The organism is Streptomyces sp. NPDC037126 (assembly GCF_055605965.1).
This window is the reverse complement of the sequence record NZ_JBVJTD010000007.1, coordinates 140,431-158,168: the sequence shown is the minus strand read 5'-3', so window position 1 is coordinate 158,168 and position 17,738 is coordinate 140,431. Positions and strand designations below refer to the sequence as shown.

17 protein-coding genes are annotated in these 17,738 nt (G+C 74.1%); 14 read left to right on the top strand and 3 right to left on the bottom strand.

The genetic code is table 11. The annotated features are described in order from the left end of the window. Window positions 1–49: 49 nt before the first annotated feature. Window positions 50–1,225 (bottom strand): aromatic ring-hydroxylating oxygenase subunit alpha, encoded by a 1,176-nt coding sequence (locus ACZ7FF_RS18300; protein WP_470813235.1) that lies wholly within the window; start codon window positions 1,223–1,225, stop codon window positions 50–52. A gap of 476 nt (window positions 1,226–1,701) precedes the next feature. On the opposite strand from ACZ7FF_RS18300, the gene ACZ7FF_RS18295 reads away from it, so the two are divergent. The 10 genes from ACZ7FF_RS18295 to ACZ7FF_RS18250 all read left to right on the top strand — a co-directional run bounded on the left by ACZ7FF_RS18295 (window position 1,702) and on the right by ACZ7FF_RS18250 (window position 11,737). Further along, on the top strand, window positions 1,702–2,127 hold the full coding sequence (locus ACZ7FF_RS18295; protein WP_470813234.1) for a hypothetical protein: 426 nt from the start codon (window positions 1,702–1,704) through the stop codon (window positions 2,125–2,127). Further along, a complete protein-coding gene (locus ACZ7FF_RS18290) occupies window positions 2,124–3,404 on the top strand; it encodes an NADH-ubiquinone oxidoreductase-F iron-sulfur binding region domain-containing protein (protein WP_470813233.1) in 1,281 nt (426 codons plus the stop codon). Before ACZ7FF_RS18295 ends, ACZ7FF_RS18290 begins: the two co-directional genes overlap by 4 nt. 63 nt (window positions 3,405–3,467) lie before the next feature. Continuing rightward, window positions 3,468–3,659, top strand: a complete 192-nt coding sequence (locus ACZ7FF_RS18285; protein ID WP_470813232.1) for a ferredoxin — start codon at window positions 3,468–3,470, stop codon at window positions 3,657–3,659. Between the two features lies 1 nt (window position 3,660). Then, a complete protein-coding gene (locus ACZ7FF_RS18280) occupies window positions 3,661–5,718 on the top strand; it encodes an acetate--CoA ligase family protein (RefSeq protein WP_470813231.1) in 2,058 nt (685 codons plus the stop codon). 237 nt (window positions 5,719–5,955) lie between these two features. Next, the gene (locus tag ACZ7FF_RS18275; RefSeq protein ID WP_470813230.1) at window positions 5,956–7,128 is read left to right on the top strand and encodes an acyl-CoA dehydrogenase family protein; all 1,173 of its coding nucleotides are present in this window, start codon (window positions 5,956–5,958) and stop codon (window positions 7,126–7,128) included. A 50-nt stretch (window positions 7,129–7,178) separates the two neighbouring features. Further along, window positions 7,179–8,351, top strand: a complete 1,173-nt coding sequence (locus tag ACZ7FF_RS18270) for an acyl-CoA dehydrogenase family protein (RefSeq protein ID WP_470813229.1) — start codon at window positions 7,179–7,181, stop codon at window positions 8,349–8,351. 35 nt (window positions 8,352–8,386) lie between these two features. Next, a complete protein-coding gene (locus ACZ7FF_RS18265) occupies window positions 8,387–9,289 on the top strand; it encodes a 3-hydroxybutyryl-CoA dehydrogenase (RefSeq protein ID WP_470813228.1) in 903 nt (300 codons plus the stop codon). A gap of 58 nt (window positions 9,290–9,347) precedes the next feature. Then, a complete protein-coding gene (locus tag ACZ7FF_RS18260; protein ID WP_470813227.1) occupies window positions 9,348–9,959 on the top strand; it encodes a TetR/AcrR family transcriptional regulator in 612 nt (203 codons plus the stop codon). Between the two features lie 134 nt (window positions 9,960–10,093). Continuing rightward, window positions 10,094–11,056: a hypothetical protein gene (locus ACZ7FF_RS18255; RefSeq protein ID WP_470813226.1), complete on the top strand. Its 963-nt coding sequence runs from the start codon at window positions 10,094–10,096 to the stop codon at window positions 11,054–11,056. 108 nt (window positions 11,057–11,164) lie between these two features. Continuing rightward, entirely contained in the window at window positions 11,165–11,737 is a 573-nt protein-coding gene (locus ACZ7FF_RS18250; RefSeq protein ID WP_470813225.1) for a hypothetical protein, read from the top strand. A gap of 53 nt (window positions 11,738–11,790) precedes the next feature. Here ACZ7FF_RS18250 and ACZ7FF_RS18245 read toward each other — a convergent pair whose 3' ends face one another. Together ACZ7FF_RS18245 and ACZ7FF_RS18240 are read right to left on the bottom strand one after the other, a co-directional pair. After that, the gene (locus ACZ7FF_RS18245; protein WP_470813393.1) at window positions 11,791–12,594 is read right to left on the bottom strand and encodes a cytochrome c oxidase assembly protein; all 804 of its coding nucleotides are present in this window, start codon (window positions 12,592–12,594) and stop codon (window positions 11,791–11,793) included. An 8-nt stretch (window positions 12,595–12,602) separates the two neighbouring features. Beyond that, the gene (locus ACZ7FF_RS18240; RefSeq protein ID WP_470813224.1) at window positions 12,603–13,166 is read right to left on the bottom strand and encodes a DUF2243 domain-containing protein; all 564 of its coding nucleotides are present in this window, start codon (window positions 13,164–13,166) and stop codon (window positions 12,603–12,605) included. Between the two features lie 243 nt (window positions 13,167–13,409). Here ACZ7FF_RS18240 and ACZ7FF_RS18235 point away from each other — a divergent pair, with 243 nt between their 5' ends. The 4 genes from ACZ7FF_RS18235 to rpmG all read left to right on the top strand — a co-directional run bounded on the left by ACZ7FF_RS18235 (window position 13,410) and on the right by rpmG (window position 17,699). Continuing rightward, the gene (locus ACZ7FF_RS18235) at window positions 13,410–14,129 is read left to right on the top strand and encodes a FadR/GntR family transcriptional regulator (protein WP_470813223.1); all 720 of its coding nucleotides are present in this window, start codon (window positions 13,410–13,412) and stop codon (window positions 14,127–14,129) included. Continuing rightward, the gene (locus ACZ7FF_RS18230) at window positions 14,126–15,550 is read left to right on the top strand and encodes a hypothetical protein (RefSeq protein WP_470813222.1); all 1,425 of its coding nucleotides are present in this window, start codon (window positions 14,126–14,128) and stop codon (window positions 15,548–15,550) included. The genes ACZ7FF_RS18235 and ACZ7FF_RS18230 overlap by 4 nt, the downstream gene beginning before the upstream one ends. Then, window positions 15,547–17,379, top strand: coding sequence for a GMC family oxidoreductase (locus ACZ7FF_RS18225; protein WP_470813221.1), 1,833 nt, complete (start codon window positions 15,547–15,549; stop codon window positions 17,377–17,379). The genes ACZ7FF_RS18230 and ACZ7FF_RS18225 overlap by 4 nt, the downstream gene beginning before the upstream one ends. Window positions 17,380–17,534: 155 nt before the next feature. Further along, on the top strand, window positions 17,535–17,699 hold the full coding sequence (gene rpmG / locus ACZ7FF_RS18220) for a 50S ribosomal protein L33 (protein ID WP_470813220.1): 165 nt from the start codon (window positions 17,535–17,537) through the stop codon (window positions 17,697–17,699). The last annotated feature ends 39 nt before the right edge of the window (window positions 17,700–17,738 follow it).

The window sequence follows — 17,738 nt, the reverse complement described above, 5'->3', positions numbered from 1 at the left end:
GGGAGGGGTAACCCGGTCCGGGCGGCGTACGGCGCGGGGGAGGAGGACGTCACGGTGTGGCCCCCTCCAGGTCGTCGCGGACCCGGCGGGCGAACCAGCCGACGGCGGCCTCGCGCTGCGAGAGCGGCCCCGGCTCGAAGCCGGGCGTGGTCAGGCCGGCCTGCACGCGCTCCACCAGCTCGGCGTCCTCGTCGTTGGTGACCCAGCCGATGTGGATGTTCAGCCGGCGGGCCAGCCGGGTGCGCACGCTCTCGCCGTGCTTGGTGTAGAACGCGCCGGGGATCGCCGCCCGGTCCTGGGCGGTGGGCAGGGCGGTCCACGCGAGCACGTGGTCAGGGTAGAAGTCGATGAGCGTGTTCGGGTAGATCACGGCGTACCGCCATACGCGCCGGTCGGCCTCGGCGAGGCCCGGCATGGGGGTCGCCAGCCGCTGGTAGAGCCGTTCCGTCCAGTTCGAGGAGGGCTTGTCCCGCAGCGGTGACTCGAACAGGACGTAGTCCTCCTGTACGTCCACGGTGTACGCCTGGTAGTCCAGCAGCCGCATCAGCGCCGGGTGCGCCACGGGGACGTGGTAGCCCTCGAGGTAGTTGTCGACGATCACCTTCCAGTTGGCGTTCTGCTCCTCGCCGCCCGCCTGGTCGTGGATGCGGTGCTTGCCGACGGGGACGAGGCCGGGCCCCGCGTAGTGGCCGACGGCCTCGGCGAGACCGGCGCAGCTCTTGGCGAGGGGGGTCGCCTCCATGTCGAGGTTGACGAAGACGAACCCCAGGAAGGACTCCACGTTGACCGGGTGCAGCCCCAGCCTGGGCTTGTCCAGGCAGGGGATCCGGCGCGCCTCGGGGGCGCCGACGAGACGTCCGTCCAGCTTGTAGGTCCAGCCGTGGTACGGGCAGCGGATCGCCTTGCCGGAGGGCTCGGGCGCGCTGACCAGCCGGGTGCCGCGGTGCCGGCAGACGTTGAGGTGGGCGGCGAGAGCGCCGTCCTCGGTGCGGACGACCAGTACCTCCCGGCCGGCGACGGTCGCGGTGAGCCGCGCGCCGGGGCCGGGGAGGTCGGACTCGTGGCAGACGAGCTGCCAGGACTTGGCGAAGATGCGTTCGGTCTCGGCCTCGGCGAGGGCCGGATCCGTGTAGTAGCGGGCGGGCAGCGCTTCCCCGGGATGTTCGGCCGGCGGCCCCGGTGGGGCGGCGGCAGGGGCGGCTTCCCGCGTGGTCGGGGGGTTCATTGGGTCCTCCTCCGCGCCGCGGCGGCGGCGATGGGCGGTGAGGCGTGCGCGGAACGGACGGCAGGCGGGGTTACGGCCCGCCGCGATCCGGCTGACTAATTGGTTAGTCAGAGTGGGACCGCGGTGGGGCCAAGTCAAGACTTGTGGGCTGACTAATTAGTTAGTTAGTGTCGGGGCAGGCGGATGACCAGGGCCCGCAGACGCCCGCCCCGGCTCACTCCGCGAGCCCGCGGACCCCGTCCGCGCCACACCTGGGCGACCGGATCCGGCCGCCCAGGTCCCGCCGGTGCGCGACCCCCGCCGCACATCGCGCACCGATCAGGACACGTCCCGTCCACGCCGTGCCCGGTTCCCGCCGGGCACCCCGCACCGCTCCCCGCCCCTCTTCCCACGGCGCCGGAGCGACCCCGTCCACGCCATCGCCGCGCCACCCCGGCTCCGGTCCACCCGGAGCCGGAGCGACCCCGGAGGCACGCATGAGCGCACGCCGAAGCCTCGTATGGCTCGGCCTCACGCCGGAGCCCGAACAGGAACTGCCCGCCGCCGTCGCGGCCCTGCGGACCACCGCGGGCCGCCCGCCGGCGGCCCTCGTCGCCGCCGAGCGGCACCGCGTCGAGCGCCTGGTGCTGCGCGGCACGCACCGCGGCTGGCTGCGCTACCTCCGCGAGGTCACCGACCTGGTCGTCGGGGCCGCGGCCGGGGTCCCGGCCGCCGACCCGCGGGCGGCGCTGGTGGCGGGCGAGGTCGTACTCGACCACCACCGCATGCTGATCGGCCTGCCCGGGCCGGGCTACGCACGCACCGCCCGGCAGCGACGCGAACTCGAACAGGCGCTGGCCCGCCTGAGAGACCGCGACGGCCTCGCGCCCTCCGGCCACCGCGACCCCAGGAGCACCGCATGACCGGCGTCTTCTCGTTCCTCCCCGAGGGACGGCACGGCCTGCTCGTCCCGCCGGCCTTCGGCACCGGCCTGTCCGGCGACGAGGACCTCGCCGGGTACCTCGCCACCGGCGGCTACGCCCCCCTGCGCTCCCCCGACCGGCTCCTCGACCGGATCGCCGCCGTGGGACTGCGTGGCCGCGGCGGGGCCGGCTTCCCGGCCGCCGTCAAGCTCCGTGCCGTCCGCGACGCCGGCCGCCCCGGCGTCGTCGTCGCCAACGGCGAGGAAGGGGAGCCGGGTTCCGTCAAGGACCGCTGGCTGCTGCGGCACCGGCCGCACGTCGTCCTGGACGGCCTCAGGCTGGCCGCCGCCCTCACCGGTGCCGAGCGCGGCTGCGTGTACCTCTCCGACGCACCCGCCGAGCGGGCCGTGCGCACGGCGCTCGCCGAGCGCCCCGCCGACCTGCCCGTCGACGTCGTCCAAACCGAGCACACCTACGTCGCGGGCGAGGAGACGGCGGTCGTGCGGCGCATCGACGGAGGCCCGGCCCTGCCCCGCTCGAAGCCGCCGCGGCCGTTCGAGAGCGGGGTCGGCGGGGCGCCCACCCTCGTCGCCAACGTGGAGACGCTGGCCCGCATCGCGGTGATCCACTCGCGTCCCGACGCGGCCGGCACCGTCGCCGACGCCCACCTCGTGACCCTCTCGGCGTCCGGAACGCGGGCGGGGGCCGTCCCCGCCACCGGTGGCGTCAGCGCACTGGTCGAGGTGCCCTCCGGGACCTACCTCAAGGACATCGCCGGCCTGTGCGGGCACGGCGGCGCCGAGGCGGTCCTGCTCGGTGGCCTGTTCGGAGGCCTGCACGGCGCGGGCTGGACGGACCTCACCCTCGACCACGACGGCCTGAAGGCAGCCGGCGGCGCCCTCGGCTGCGGAGCCCTGCACTTCCTGCACCCCGACGACTGCCCCGTCGCCGTGGCCACCGAGGCCGCCGCCTACCTCGCCGCACAGAGCGCCCGGCAGTGCGGGGTGTGCGTCTCCGGCACGGGCGCGCTCGCCACAACCCTCGGCGCCGTCGCGCGCGGCGACGCGGACGACGACACGACCGCCAGGCTGGACCGCTGGGCGAGGCAACTGCCCGGCCGCGGCGCCTGCGGACTCCTCGACGCCGCCGCCCGCATCGTCGGCACCCTCCTCGTCCACTTCTCCGACCGGGTCGACGCCCACCGCGGCTCCGCCTGCCCCGCCTGCGCACGACCGGCACCGGAGGACGGGCGCCGCTTCACGGTGCCCGTGCCCTGACCGCCCCTCCTTCCCACCCCGCGCCCCTCCCGCGCAGCGCCGCCACCCCGAAAGGACCGCCCCATGAAACTCCTGCTGGACTCCACCCGCTGCCAGGGCTACGGCCTGTGCCAGGAACCCGCCCCGGAACTGATCGACCTCGACGAGTGGGGCTACGCGCAGGTGCGCGCGGCCGAGGTGCCGCAAGGAGCCGAGGCCGCCGCCGAGGCCGCCGTCGCCGCCTGCCCCAACTCCGCGCTGCGGCTGGTGAAGTGACATGGGACGCGACCTCTCCGCCCTCTTCGACCCCGTCTCCGTCGCCGTCGTGGGAGCCAGCGACGACCCGGCCAAGTACGGCCACGCCATCGCCGCCCAGGCCCTGCGCGCCGACGGCCGCCGCCGCCCCGTCCACCTGATCAACCGCCGCGGCGGCACGGTGCTCGGCCGGACCGCCGCCCCCAGCCTCGGCGCGCTCGGCGAACCCGTCGACCTCGCCGTGATCTCCGTGCCGGTGTCCGGCTTCGAGGCCGCCGTCGACGAGGCCCTGACCTGCGGGGCCCGGGCGATCGTCGCGATCACCGCCGGCTTCGCCGAGACCGGCGAGGCGGGCCGGGACCGCCAGCGTGTGGTCGCCGAACGCGTCCGCGCCGCCGGCGCCGTGATGGTGGGGCCCAACTGCCTCGGCCTGGCCGACAACACCACCGACCTCTTCCTCGCCTCCGACACCTTCGCGCCCGGCGGGGTGGCCCTGCTGAGCCAGAGCGGCAACCTCGCCCTCGAACTCCAGCTGCGCTTCGGCCCGCACGGACTCGGCTTCTCCCGCTTCGTCTCCCTGGGGAACCAGGCCGACGTCACCCTCGTCGACCTGCTCGCCGACTGCGCCCGGCACGAGGGCACCCGGGCCGTCGCGGTCTACGCCGAGGACTTCGCCGACGGACGCGCCTTCGCCGAGGCCGCCGCCGAGGCAGGCAAGCCCGTGGTGCTGCTCACCGCCGGACGCGGGGACGCCTCCGCGCGCAGCGCCCAGTCGCACACCGGTGCCCTGACCACCTCCTCCGACGTGGTGGCCGCGGCCTGCCGGGACGCCGGAGTGGAACTGGTCGCCACCCCCCGCGAACTCACCGTCGCCCTGGCGGCGCTGGAAGGCGGACGCAGGGCGGCCGGCCGCCGGGTCGCCGTGCTCACGGACGGCGGCGGTCACGGTGTCATCGCCGCCGACGCCGTCGAGACGGCCGGGCTGACCGTGCCCGAACTCGACGGGCCGACCCGCGCCCGCCTCCGTGCGGACCTGTGGGAGCAGTCGGCCGTCGCCAACCCGGTGGACCTCGCCGGCATGGGCGAGCAGAACCCGGCCTCGTACGCGGACACCGTCGCCACGCTGCTCGCGGCCGAGGAGGTCGACGCCGTCCTGATGACCGGCTACTTCGGCGGCTACGCGGCGGCCGAGGGCGGGCTCGGGGGCGGCGGCACGGCGCTCGCGGACGGGGAGCAGGTGGCGGCGCGGCTCATCGCGGCCCGCCACCGCGCCAGCGCCAAGCCACTCGTGGTGCAGTCGATGTATCCCGCGTCGCCCAGCTGCCGCACCCTCGCCGCGGCTGGCATCCCGGTCTTCGAGGCCACCGAGGACGCCGCCCGGGCCCTCGCCGCCACGGTGCCCGGGACACCGCGCACGGGGGTCACGCCCCTCCCGGTTCCCGAGGCGCCGCTGCACCGCAGCGGCTACCTGGAGACGCGCCAGGCGCTCGAAGCGGCCGGACTCGCCTTCCCCGCCGCCCGGGAGGTCCACGACGAGACGGAACTGCTCGCGGCGACCGAGGAGTTCGGCGGACCCTACGTCCTCAAAGCCCTCCACCTGCTGCACAAGTCCGACGCGGGCGGTGTGGCCCTGGGCCTGTCCGGCCCCGGTGAACTGCTCGCCGCCTTCCGCGAGATGCACGCCCGGCTCGGCGCCTCCTCCTACTCCGTCGAGGCCATGGCCGACCTGACCGGCGGCGTCGAGCTGATCGTCGGCGTCAACCGGGATCCCCGCTTCGGCCCGGTCGCCATGGTGGGCCTCGGCGGAGTGCTGGCCGAGGTGCTGCGCGACGTCGCCTTCGCCCTGGCCCCCGTTCCCGCGGACCGCGCCCTGCGGCTGCTGCGCGGACTGCGCACCACCGCCCTGTTCGACGGGGTGCGCGGCAAGCCCGCCGTGGACATCGCCGCGGCCGCGGCGGCCGTCGAGACGATCACCGCGTTCGCCGCCGCGCACCCGGAGATCGCCGAGATCGAGGTCAACCCGCTGCTGGTGAGCCCCCACGGCGTGCTCGCCCTGGACTCCAGGGCCGTACTCGCCTGACCGTCCGGCCGAACGCCGAACGCCGAACGCCGAACGCCGAACGCCGAACGCCGAACGCCGAACGCCGAACGCCGAACGCCGAACGCCGAACGCCGAAGGCCGAACGCCGAACGCCGAACGCCGAACACCGAACGCCGAACGCCGACTTCGCAGGCCACCCTGCGCAGACCACCCTCCGTGCACCGCCCCCGCCGAGCGGCCCGCCCCGCCCGCCGACCCCCGACCGAAGAGGCCCCCATGGACATGCGCTACACCCCCGAGCAGGCCGATCTCAAGCGCCGAGCCGCCGACTACGCGCGCCTGCTGATGCGTTACGAGGACCAGTCCGAGCAGGCCGGCGGCCCGCTGCCGCAGGAGCTCGTCACCGAACTGACCCGGGCCGCCATGGACGCCGGCGTCTACGCCATCAACATGCCCGCGGAATGGGGCGGAGCCGGCCTCAGCCTCCTCGACCAGGTCATCGTGGAGGAGGAGTTCGGCAAGGTCACCAACTGCCTGTGGGACATCCCCTGGCGGCCCGCGAACGTCCTCGCGTACGGCGACGAGCGGCAGCGCGAGAAGTACCTGCTGCCGGTCATCCGGGCCGAGAGGTTCGACGCGTTCGCCGTCACCGAGCCGGGCGCGGGATCCGACCCGTCCTCCGGCACCTCCACCGCGACCCGCACCGAGGGCGGCTGGCTGCTCAACGGCGAGAAGTGGTTCGTCACCTGCGGCGACATCGCCGACTTCCTGCTGGTGCAGGCGGACGCCGGCCCGGACCGGCTGCCCACCCTCTTCTTCGTCGACAAGGCGGCGCCCGGCGTGGAGATGACCCGCGTGCCGCACTTCATGCACTCAGCGGTCAACGGGCACCCCGAGTTCACCTTCACCGACGTCTTCGTGGCCGACGAGGACGTGCTCGGCGGCGTCGGCGAGGGCTACGCGCTGACCAAGGAATGGTTCACCGACGAACGCCTGATGATCGCCGCGCGCACCGTCGGCGCGGCCGAGCGCGCCCTCCAGCTGGCCCGTGACTGGGCGGTGGAGCGTGAGCAGTTCGGGGCGCCGATCTCCTCGTACCAGCTGATCCAGGGCATGCTCGCGGACTGCGCGGTGGACATCGCCGTGAACCGTGCCTACACCCATCAGGTCGCCTGGGAGGCCGACCAGCCGGGCACCGACCGCAAGACGCTGCACGCGAAGGCCTCCACCGCCAAGCTGGCCGCGAGCGAGGCCGCCGGCCGGGTCGCCGACCGCTGTCTGCAGATCTTCGGAGGCCGCGGCTACGACCGCACCTACCCCGTCGAGCGCATGTACCGGGAACTGCGCGTCGACCGGATCTGGGAGGGCACCTCCGAGATCCAGCGGCTGATCATCGCCAACGAGCTGATCAAGCGGGGCACCGGCGCCCTGGCCCTGCCCACGCACTGAGATCCCCTCCCCACCACCAGCCCTGCCATCACCGCACAGCGAGGACTTCCATGGACTTCCGTCTCACCCCGCGCCAGGCACAGCTCAAGGCCGAGGCGCGCGCCCTCACCGACTTCATCGCCGCCTACGAGATCCAGTGCGAGGAGGACAACGGCCTGCCCGCCGACGCACACGCCAAGATCCGCGACGCGGTGCTGGACGCGGGGCTCCAGGCCGTCAACATGCCGGCCGAGTGGGGCGGCGCCGGACTCACCATCGCCGAGCAGGTCACCGTGCAGGAGGAGCTGGGCCGGCTCACCGGAGCCCTGTGGGACATGGTGTGGCGGCCCGCCAACGCCCTGCGCTTCTGCACCCCGGAGCAGCGCGAGCGCTTCCTCGTCCCGGTGATCAAGGGGGAGCGGCGCGACTGCTACGCCGTCACCGAGCCCGGCGCCGGCTCGGACCCGCAGAACCTCGCCACCACGGCGACGAACAACGACCGGGGCTGGGTGCTCAACGGCGAGAAGTGGTTCGTGACGGTCGGCGACCACGCCGACTTCATGATCGTGCTGGCCGCCGCGGGACCGGAGGGCGCGCCCACGCTGTTCCTCGTCGACAAGGACACCCCCGGCATCGAGATGACGCGGGTGCCGCGCTTCATGCACACCTTCGTCTACGAGCACCCCGAGTTCACCTTCACCGACGTCCAGGTCGACGAGGACGCCGTCCTCGGCGGCATCGGCGAGGGGTACGACATCACGCGCTCCTGGTTCACCGAGGAGCGGCTGATGATCGCGGCACGCACGACGGGCGCCGCCGAACGGGCCCTGGAACTGGCCCGTGACTGGGCGGTGGAGCGTGAGCAGTTCGGGGCGCCGATCTCCTCGTACCAGCTGATCCAGGGCATGCTCGCGGACTGTGCGGTGGACATCGCGGTCAACCGCGCCTACACCCATCAGGTCGCCTGGGAGGTCGACCAGGCCTCGGCGGACGACCGCAAGACGCTGCACGCCAAGGCGTCGATCGCGAAGCTCGCCGCGAGCGAGGCGTCCGGCCGGGTGATCGACCGCTGTCTGCAGATCCACGGCGGCCGTGGCTACGACCGCACGTACGCCGTCGAGCGGCTCTACCGGGAGCTGCGCGTCGACCGGATCTGGGAGGGCACCTCCGAGATCCAGCGGCTGATCATCGCCAACGAGCTGATCAAGCGCGGCTCGGGCGTCCTGGACCTGCCCACCGCCTGACACCAATGCCCGGCACAGATCGAAGGGAAGCTCGGATGACCGGCATCGAACGCGTCGGAGTCGTCGGCTGCGGACTGATGGGCGCGGGCATCGCGGAGGTCTGTGCGCGGGCCGGCCTGCCGGTGACCGTGGTGGAACGCGACGCGGAGGCGGCCCGCTCGGGCCGCCTGCGCATCGCCCGCTCGCTCGACCGGGCCACCGCGCACGGCAGGCTCACCGAGGAACAGCGCGGGGCCGCAGACGCCCTGGTCACCGTGGCCGACGACATCGAGGCGCTGCACGACCGCGACCTGGTGATCGAGGCCGTGGCGGAGGACGAGCGACTCAAGGTCGACGTCTTCACCCGCCTCGACGCGGTGGTCACCGGCGAGCGGACGGTCCTCGCCACGAACACCTCCTCCATCCCGGTCATCCGGCTCGCCGCCGCGACCGGGCGCCCCGAACACGTCGTGGGCGTGCACTTCTTCAACCCCGTACCGGTGCTGCGGCTGGTCGAGCTCGTACCGTCCCTGCTCACCTCCGCCGACACCGTGGCACGGGCCGAGGCCTTCGTGACGGACCGGCTCGGCAAGGAGGTGGTGCGCACCCGGGACCGGGCCGGATTCGTCGTCAACGCGCTGCTCGTCCCGTACCTGCTGGCCGCGATCCGCATGGTGGAGTCGGGCAGCGCGAGCGTCGAGGACGTCGACCGGGGCATGGTCCTCGGCTGCGCCCACCCGCTCGGCCCGCTGGCCCTGACGGACCTCATCGGCCTCGACACCACGCGGGCCATCGCCGAGTCGCTGTACGCCGAGTTCCGCGAGCCGCAGTTCTCACCGCCCCCGCTGCTGTCCCGGATGGTGGAGGCCGGGCTGCTGGGGCGCAAGTCCGGGCGGGGCTTCCACGCCTACGCGGAACAGCCGGGACGCGATACGGCGGCCCCGGTGCTGCCGCGATGAGGCGGACGTGAGGGAAGATGGTCATGGCGTACGACCACCGGACGAGGGGAGCGGCAGGGTGTCCACCAAGGTGCGCACGGCAGACACACGCGAGCGCATCCTGACCGCGGCGTGCGAGGTCATCGCCGAGATCGGCTTCGAGAAGATCCGCATGCGCATGGTCGCCGAGCGGGCCGGGGTGTCGACCGCGCTGCTGCACTACCACTTCGACACCCGCGAGAAGCTGTTCACCGAGGCGATGACCCACTCCTTCGCCCACACGGCCCTCGACGCCGAACGCGACGTGGAGACGGTGCCGGCCGCGGTCGTCCTGGCCCGGATCCTGCGCGGTCTGCTGCCGACCGATCCCGAACTGCACCAGGACTGGCGGCTGTGGCAGGAGCTGTGGGCCCGGGCCCTGCGCGACGAGACCACCCGTGCCTTCGCGGTCGATCTGTACGCGCAGCTGCACACCTGGGTGGCCGGCGCGGTACGGCGCGGCATCGAGTCCGGCGAGTTCACGGCGACCGACGTGGACGCGCTGAGCACGCTGGTCCTGTCGCTGAGCGACGGCTACGGCATCCGCCTGATGCTGCGCGACCCGACGGTCACCCTGGACACCGCCCTCACCGCGATCTGGCGCCAGGTGTCGGCCGCGCTCGGTCTGCCGGACGAGCTGCCGGCGGAGTGAATTCCGGTCGACGACACCCGACGGAGCATCGGACCACGGTGCTGTACTGGCAGGTAACCGCTGGTGAGGCGTGTAATTCATAACGATCTTGTCGAAAACCTTGTGCGAATTCCAGCCACCTCTAGCCTCCCTCCATGGCTTTTCTTTCAAGTCGCCGCAAGCGGGTGCGTCTCGCGCCGGAACTCGACGACCAGGACCTGGGTAAACTGCTGAAGACCCTGCTGGCGACCACGAGGACCGGCACGATCGCGACGACGGACCTGTGCGTGGCGCAGATATCCCGCCTCCTGGACCAGGGCCAGGAGGCGGGCGACTGGGACCGCCGGGCGCACCGCATGGGCGTCCTCGCGGACTTCCTGGCCGAATCGCATCTGCCGCGCTCCTGGGCCACGCGTGAACCGCGCAACGCGAGCGCGCTCACCCTGCACGCCTGGGCACAAGTGGCACGGGCCCGGGTCCTGGGACGCCCGGAGGAGGCGGGGGACGCCGCCGATGCCTGCTTCCGGGCCGCCGAAGCGGCCCCGGAGGACCCCACGCCCTGGGTCGCGCTCCTGGCGGTGGCGCGCACGCAACGCTGGGAGCAACCCCAGGCGTTCGGGGTGTGGAACGAGGTGCTCGCGCGCGACCGCTGGAACCGCGAGGCCTACCTGAGCATGCTGGGCTACCTCAGCCCGGAGGAGGGCGGCTCCCGCATCCAGGTCCTGGACTTCGTGGACGCCCTGTGCGCGCGCATGCCCGCCAACGCGCCCTGCGCCGGCACGGAACTCACCGCCCAGGTCCTGCAGTACCACTCCGTCCTCGGCCGGGGCGGATTCGAGGCGCTCACGGCGCGCAACCACTGGTCCCACGCGATGGCCGCCCAGGCGCTGGACCGGGTGGCCCACACCTGGATCCAGCCGGGGTTCCTCCGGCACGCCAGGGCCCTCGCCGACCTCAACCTCCTCGCCTACGCGCTGATGGCCGCCGACCGGCGGCGTGAGGCCGCTGCGGCCTTCGAGGTGATCGGCGGCTTCGTGACGCCGTGGCCCTGGCAGGCCGCCGGCGACCCGGTGACGGAGTTCGAGCAGACCCAGCGGAGGGCGGGCGTCGGTCTGTGACCCGTCGGCCCCCGCCCGGCACTCCGTCGGGCGGCCGGATGCGCGCTGCCGGGTGAATGCGCCGGTGAGGTGTTTGCGTATCCGGGCGCCGCTCGTCACGCTGGGCGGATGGTCCTGGTTCCGGGTTGGGTCTGGCAAGGGGGACCGCTACGCAGGGCCCTGTTCAGCGGGCTCGCCGTCGGTGTCTTCCTGGGGGCCTTCGTCCTCGTCGAGTCGGGGTCGTGGGCGGGGGCGTGCGTGGTCCTCGTGGTGCTCGGCCTGTTCTACGGGATCAGGGTGCCGCGCCGGATGGGCCGGGCCTGGCCGGGGGCCCGCGGGATGAACGCCGCCGACCGGGCGGCGGTGGTGCGCGCCACCCGGCGGGGTGAGGACATCGGTGACCCCCGGCTGGCCTCCGCCGTGATCGACTACGCCACCGCACTGCGCCGGCTCGGCGAGGAGGGCCGGCTGCGCCGCTGGGTGATCCTGCCGGTCACCGTGCTCGCGGTCGCGCTGGCCGGGTACGACACGCTGAGGGGATCGACGGGGGAGTCCATCGCGTCGTGGCTGGTGGTCGCGCTCCTCCTGGCGGACCTGGCCTGGTGGCCCCGCAGACGCACCCGGCTGCTGGCGCGCGCGGAACGCGCGCGGAGGTCGGCCCGCGGTCTTCAGGAGGAACGCCGTTGCACCGATGACCGCTGACGGGCGTCGGGTGCCGGGCGGCGATGCCCGGCGCGGGTGGGTGCGACCCGTTCTCACGCCCGTGCGGGCACGGTGGCGCCAAGGCGCGGCTCGGGCCGCCAGGTGGCCACCAGGGCCGCCGCCAGCAGGAGTTCGGCGATGTCGCCGCCGTAGTACATGATCTCCGCGCCGCCCCGCACCTGGGGGATCGGTGCGTGGATGTCCACCCAGAACCCGCCGTACATCAGCTGGGCCATGACGGCGTGCAGCGCGATGGCACCGCCGAGCCAGACCAGCCGGGCGCGGACACCGGGCCGGCCGGGTGCCGGGTCGGGTCCCGCGACGACGTAGGCGAACAGGCAGCCGGACAGCAGGAAGTGAACCTGCATCAGCCAGTGCCCGGCCGGATGCGCCATGGCGGTGTTGTAGAGCGGTGTGAAGTACAGGACCCCGAGGCCGCCCGTGGACAGTGCCAGGGCCACGGCGGGACGGGAGAGCAGGCGGGCGGGGCGGCTGTGCAGGACCGAGGTCAGGCCGCGGGCGTGGCGGGCGGTCAGGGTGCGCAGCAGCAGGGTCACGGGCGCGCCGAGTACCAGGCCGAGCGGGGCGTACATGCCGATGAGCATGTGCTGAGCCATGTGCCCGCGGAAGTCGCCGTGGGCGAGGGGCGCGATCGGCGGCAGGAGCGCGACGGCCAGCAGCCCGAGCCCCGTGAGGAACCACGCCGTGCGCCAGGGGCTCCAGCCCAGTGCGGGGTTGCGGCGCCGGGCGCGGTGCGCCAGCCGGAGGTAGCCGGCCGCGCACGCCGACAGGGCGAGCGCGGGGAGCAGGACGTCCAGCGGGCCCCCGCCGCCGGAGCCGTGGTCCATCGGGGGCATGTCGTGGTTCACCGGGCGCCTCCCGCCGCCCGCCCGGCCCCGGGCTCCTCCGGGTCGAAGGGCCGTCCGGTGCGCTGCAGCAGCCGGCCGCCGACGAGCAGCAGGGCGCCCAGAGCGAGGAAGCCCATGTCCCACCAGAGCTGGTGAGGGCCCCCGTGGACATGGTGGATGCCGAGGATCTGGTGGTCCAGGATGCCTTCGACGAGGTTGAAGAGGCCCCAGCCGGCGAGGATCCACCCCCACAGCACCCGGGAGGTCCACACCCGGCGCCGGTCGTGGGTGACCCGCGAGTACAGGACGGCCAGACCGGTCACTACGGCGAGCCAGCACACCACGTGGAAGATGCCGTCCCAGGCGGTGTTCATCTCCAGCCCCGAAACGGTGTGCGGGTCGTAGTACTTGACGCCGATGTGGTCGTGGTTGGTGCTGCTGAGCATGTGGTGCCACTGCAGGAGCTGGTGCAGCAGGATGCCGTCGACGAAACCGCCCAGTCCCACCCCCAGCACGATCCCCGGCAGTTGCAGGCTCGCCGGCGCCGCGCCGGTCCTCGGCCCGCCCACGGTGGTTGCCATCGCCGTTCCTCCGTCCCGTCGGAATCTGGCGTCGCGACCCTGCCCACGGGTCTCCCACGGGTGACCCCCGGTCGCACGAGCCGCGGCCGTACCGCCTACGGCTTATCAGCTCACCGCGCGCGCCGCTGCCGGCCCTCTCGTGGTTTGGCCGACTTCGAGCGCCGTCCCGACGCGGCCGGAGCACCCCGCCGGCCCCGGCCGGTCTTGTCATGGCCATTGACTCGGCGGACCCGTATTGGTTGAGTGGCTCATCCACTGAGCCACTGGGAGGACGGCGTGGAGGCACTGCCCCGCGAGACCATCGTCGACGCCCTGGAGAGCCGTCTGCGCGAGGACATCCTCGCCGGACGCCATCCGGCCGGCAGTTACCTGCCGCCGGAGCGCAAGCTCGCCGACGGATACGGCGTCACCCGCACCAGCCTCAAGCACGCGTTCGGGCGTCTGACCCAGGCAGGGCTGCTGGAGACCCGGCACGGCGTCGGCACCCGGGTACGGGACTACCTGCGCCTGGGCGGCGCCGACCTGCTGCCCATGCTCGTACGGCACAGCCCCGACTGGATCGGCGAGATCTTCGAAGTACGGCGCCACATAGGGGCGTTGATCGCCGAACGTGCCGCCGTCCGGGCGACCGGCCGCGGGCGGGCCGAACTGCGCACGCTCCTGGCGGCCGTGGGCGAGGCGGGGGACGCCGACGCCGTGCAGCTCGCGGACATCGAGGTCCACCGGGCCCTGGCCCGGGCCACCGGCAACCGCGTCTACGTCCTGCTGACCAACACCCTCTTCAACGCCTACCTGCCGGTGCGCGGCGCACTCAGGGGACCGTTCGAGGACGCCCTCGTGGCACGCGGGCGCCTGGAGCCGGTGGTCGACGCGGTCGCGTCCGGCGACGGCGACGGTGCCCGGCGCGCGGCCGAGCGGTATCTGGCCGAGACCGAGCGGATCATGCTGGAGGGCCTCGCATGAACGAGGACACCGGCGAGCGCGGCTCGTCCACACACGGCACCCGCTTCAGCGAGACGATGCTCGGCACACTGGCGCTCGACGCCGAGGACCACCCCCGCCGCGTCCGCCTCGATCTGACCGTCTCGGCGGACCACCCGCTGCGCCTCCTCGGCACCACCGAGGCCCGCGCCACCGGACGGATACGCATCTCGGGCTGGGCCGACGATCCCGAGGCGCAGGGCGAGTTGGAGATCTCACCGCTCGCGCGCCGCCGCATCCGCTACCGCGTCACCTTCACCGCCGACGGGCGCCGGGTCAGCCTCGACGGCTGGAAGTCCGTCACCCCGCGCAGGCCCGTCGCGTCGATGACCGTACTGCCGTACACCCTCTACGAGGACGGCGCGCGGATCGGCACGGGCACCCTCCGCTTCCCCCTCGGCACCCAACTCCTGCCGTTCCTGGCCGGTTTCCGCTTCCCGCGCAGGGAGGATCCCGGCGCGCTCCTCGCGCCCCGCTGGCGCGGCGAACCGGGCCGCACCGAGGTCTGGTACACCACCGTCACCGACCCGGACACCGGCAGCGGACTGTGGCTGCACCACGAACTCACCGCGCCGGCCGACGGATCCGAACCGTACGCGCACGGCTGGGCCGCGGTCTTCCCCAAGGACGGCCCCGTGCGGCACTCCCGGTTCGGCCCGGCCGCGTGGACGCCCGGGACCGCGGGCTTCGGCATCGACGGTGTCACGGCCGGGCCCGGACGCCTGACCGGATCGGCCGAGGGCGGCGCCCTGCGCTGGGACCTGGCCGAACGGCCCGCGGACGGGCCGCTGTTCACCTTCCCCCGCTGGTCCTGGCGCCGACCCCTGCTGCCGGCCGCACAGCTGCTCCCCGCCTCGCGGGCCTCCTACGACGGCACCTTCACCCATGACGGCACGACACTGACGCTCACCGCGGCACCGGGCGCGTCCGCCCGGATCTACGGCCACGGCAACGCCCGCCGCTGGGCCTGGCTGCACGCCGACCTCGGCGGCTCGGACGTACTGGAGGTCGTCGCCGCCGTCTCCATGCGGCCCGGCCTGCGCCGACTTCCCCCCTTGGTGTTCCTGCGGCTGCGCCGCCGCGGCCGCGACTGGCCGCGCCGCCCCGAGCGGCCGGCCGTCGGCTGGGCCGGCCTGGGGCGCTTCCGCGCCGGCATCGCTCTGCCCACCTGGACCGTCACCGGCCGCAGCGGTCTGCGCCGGATCCGGGTCGAGGTCACCCAGCCCGCCGACCGCACGCTGGCCCTGGAGTACACCGACCCTGACGGCGGGCACGCCACGTGCCGCAACAGCGAGCGCGCCGACGCACACGTCCTGCTGGAGCGGTGGTGGTTCGGCGGCTGGCGCACCGAGGCGGAGTGGACGCTCGACGGCACCGCCCACGCGGAGGTGGGCACCCGATGAGTCTCGCCGGCCTCGTCCTCGCCCTCGTCGCCGACGACGGCACCGGCCACTGGCCCCGGCGCGTCCCCGCCCGGCTGGAGACGGTCCTCACCGCGATGCCGCTCGCCGCCCGGACCGGCCTGCGCGCGGCCGCGCGCGGCGTGGACGCGTACGCCGTGGCCCGCACCGGGCGCACCCTCGGCGCCCTCACCGCCCCCGAAAGGGAGTCCGTGCTGGGCGAGTTGGCCGCACGTCCCGCCCTCGTGCCGCTGCTGGACGTGCTGAAGGTCCCCGTCCTGCTGGCGGCCGGAACGGAACGGATGCTCCAGGACGGTCCCACGCCACGCGGCCGCGCGCGCCCGGACCCGCCGCTGGACCTGACACCCGCGTCCGCCTGGCCGGAACGCACCACCGCCGACGCCGTGGTCGTCGGCTCGGGCGCGGGCGGGGCGACGGCGGCCCGGACCCTGGCGCGGGCGGGACTCGACGTCGTCGTCCTCGAAGAGGGAGGGCACCATTCCACCGAGTCCTTCGGCCGGCGCACACCCCTGGACCGGTTCACCGAGCTGTACCGGGACGGCGGAGCCACCGTCGCCCTCGGCAACCCGCCGCTGCTGCTGCCGACGGGCCGAGCCGTCGGCGGCACCACGGTCGTCAACTCCGGTACCTGCTACCGCACTCCGGGCCATGTCCTCGCCCACTGGCAAGGGGACCTGGGCTTCGCCCTCGCCGACGGCTTCGACCGGCATCTGGACGAGGCCGAGCGCACATTGCGGGTCGCCACCCAGCCCCTCGACGTCCTCGGCAACAACGGCCGCATCGCGCTCGCCGCGGCCCGTGAACTCGGCTGGCGGGCGGCGCCCCTGCGCCGCAACGCGCCCGGCTGCCAGGGCTCCTGCCAGTGCGTGGTGGGCTGCCCCACCGGCGCCAAGCAGGGCGTCCAGCTGTCCGTGCTCCCCGACGCCTGTGCCGCGGGCGCCCGTATCGTCACCGGAGCGCGGGTCGAGCGCATCCTCGTCGACGCCGACCGGCCCGGCGGACCACGGGCGGCGGGGGTGCGCGTACGGCGGGAGAAGGGCGCGTTCGAGATCCTCGCGCCCCTGGTCGTCGTCGCGGCGGGCGCCCTGCAGTCCCCGCCGCTGCTGCGCCGCTCCGGCCTCGGCCGGCATCCCCGGCTCGGCCGCAACCTCAGCGTCCACCCCGCCACGAGCGTCGCCGGCCGCTTCGCCGAACCGGTCACCGCCTGGGAGGGCGTGCTGCAGAGCGTCGGCGTGGAGGAGCACCACGACGCGGGAATCCTCATCGAGGCCACCGCCACCCCGCCCGGCATGGGCTCCTTCGTCCTCCCCGGGCTGGGCGCGGAGCTGCGCCGCGAACTGGAGGGGGCCGACCGGCTCGCCACGCTCGGCGCGATGATCGCCGACCGCCCCGGTGGCCGCGTCCTCGGCCGGGACCGCACCCTGCTCCGCTACGACCTGGACTCCCGTGACGCGGGCCGCCTGGTACGCGCCGTGCGCGCCATGGGCGAGCTGCTGTTCGCCGCGGGCGCCGAGGAGGTGCTCACGGGCATTCCCCGCGCACCCCGCGTCCGCAGCCTCGCGGAGCTGGACGGCGTCCTCACCGGCACGACCGCGCGGCAGCTCCATCTGTCGGCCTACCATCCGACCGGCACGGTCGCCGCAGGCGCGAGCCCGCGGCACTTCCCGGCCGATCCGGTGGGCCGGCTCCGCGGAGTGCACGGAGTGCTGGTGGCGGACGCCTCCGTGCTCCCCAGCTGCCCTCAGGTGAACCCCCAGCTGAGCATCATGGCGGCGGCCCTGGCGGTCGCGGAGGCCCAGCTCGGGGCGTGAGAGCCAGTGCCTGCCCGCACCCCTCGGCCGTGGCCGTCCGGTGGGGCCGCGCCCGGAATATTCGGGGTCCGGCCCCGGTTCTGGAAGCTGTGATTGGCATGCCCGGAACAGTGGCTGGTGGCCGGGGGCCCGGCGGCCGGGCGGAAAGGGAACTCATGGCACGCAGCACCGCGCGTCCCGTCGTCAAGCTGAAGTCGACGGCCGGGACCGGCGTCACCTACGTGACGCGCAAGAGCCGCCTCAACGACCCCGACCGGCTCGTGCTTCGCAAGTACGACCCGGTGGCCGGACAGCACGTGCTGTTCCGCGAGGAGCGGTGACACCGGGCCCGCCCGCGCGACGGGCGGGCGGCACGATCA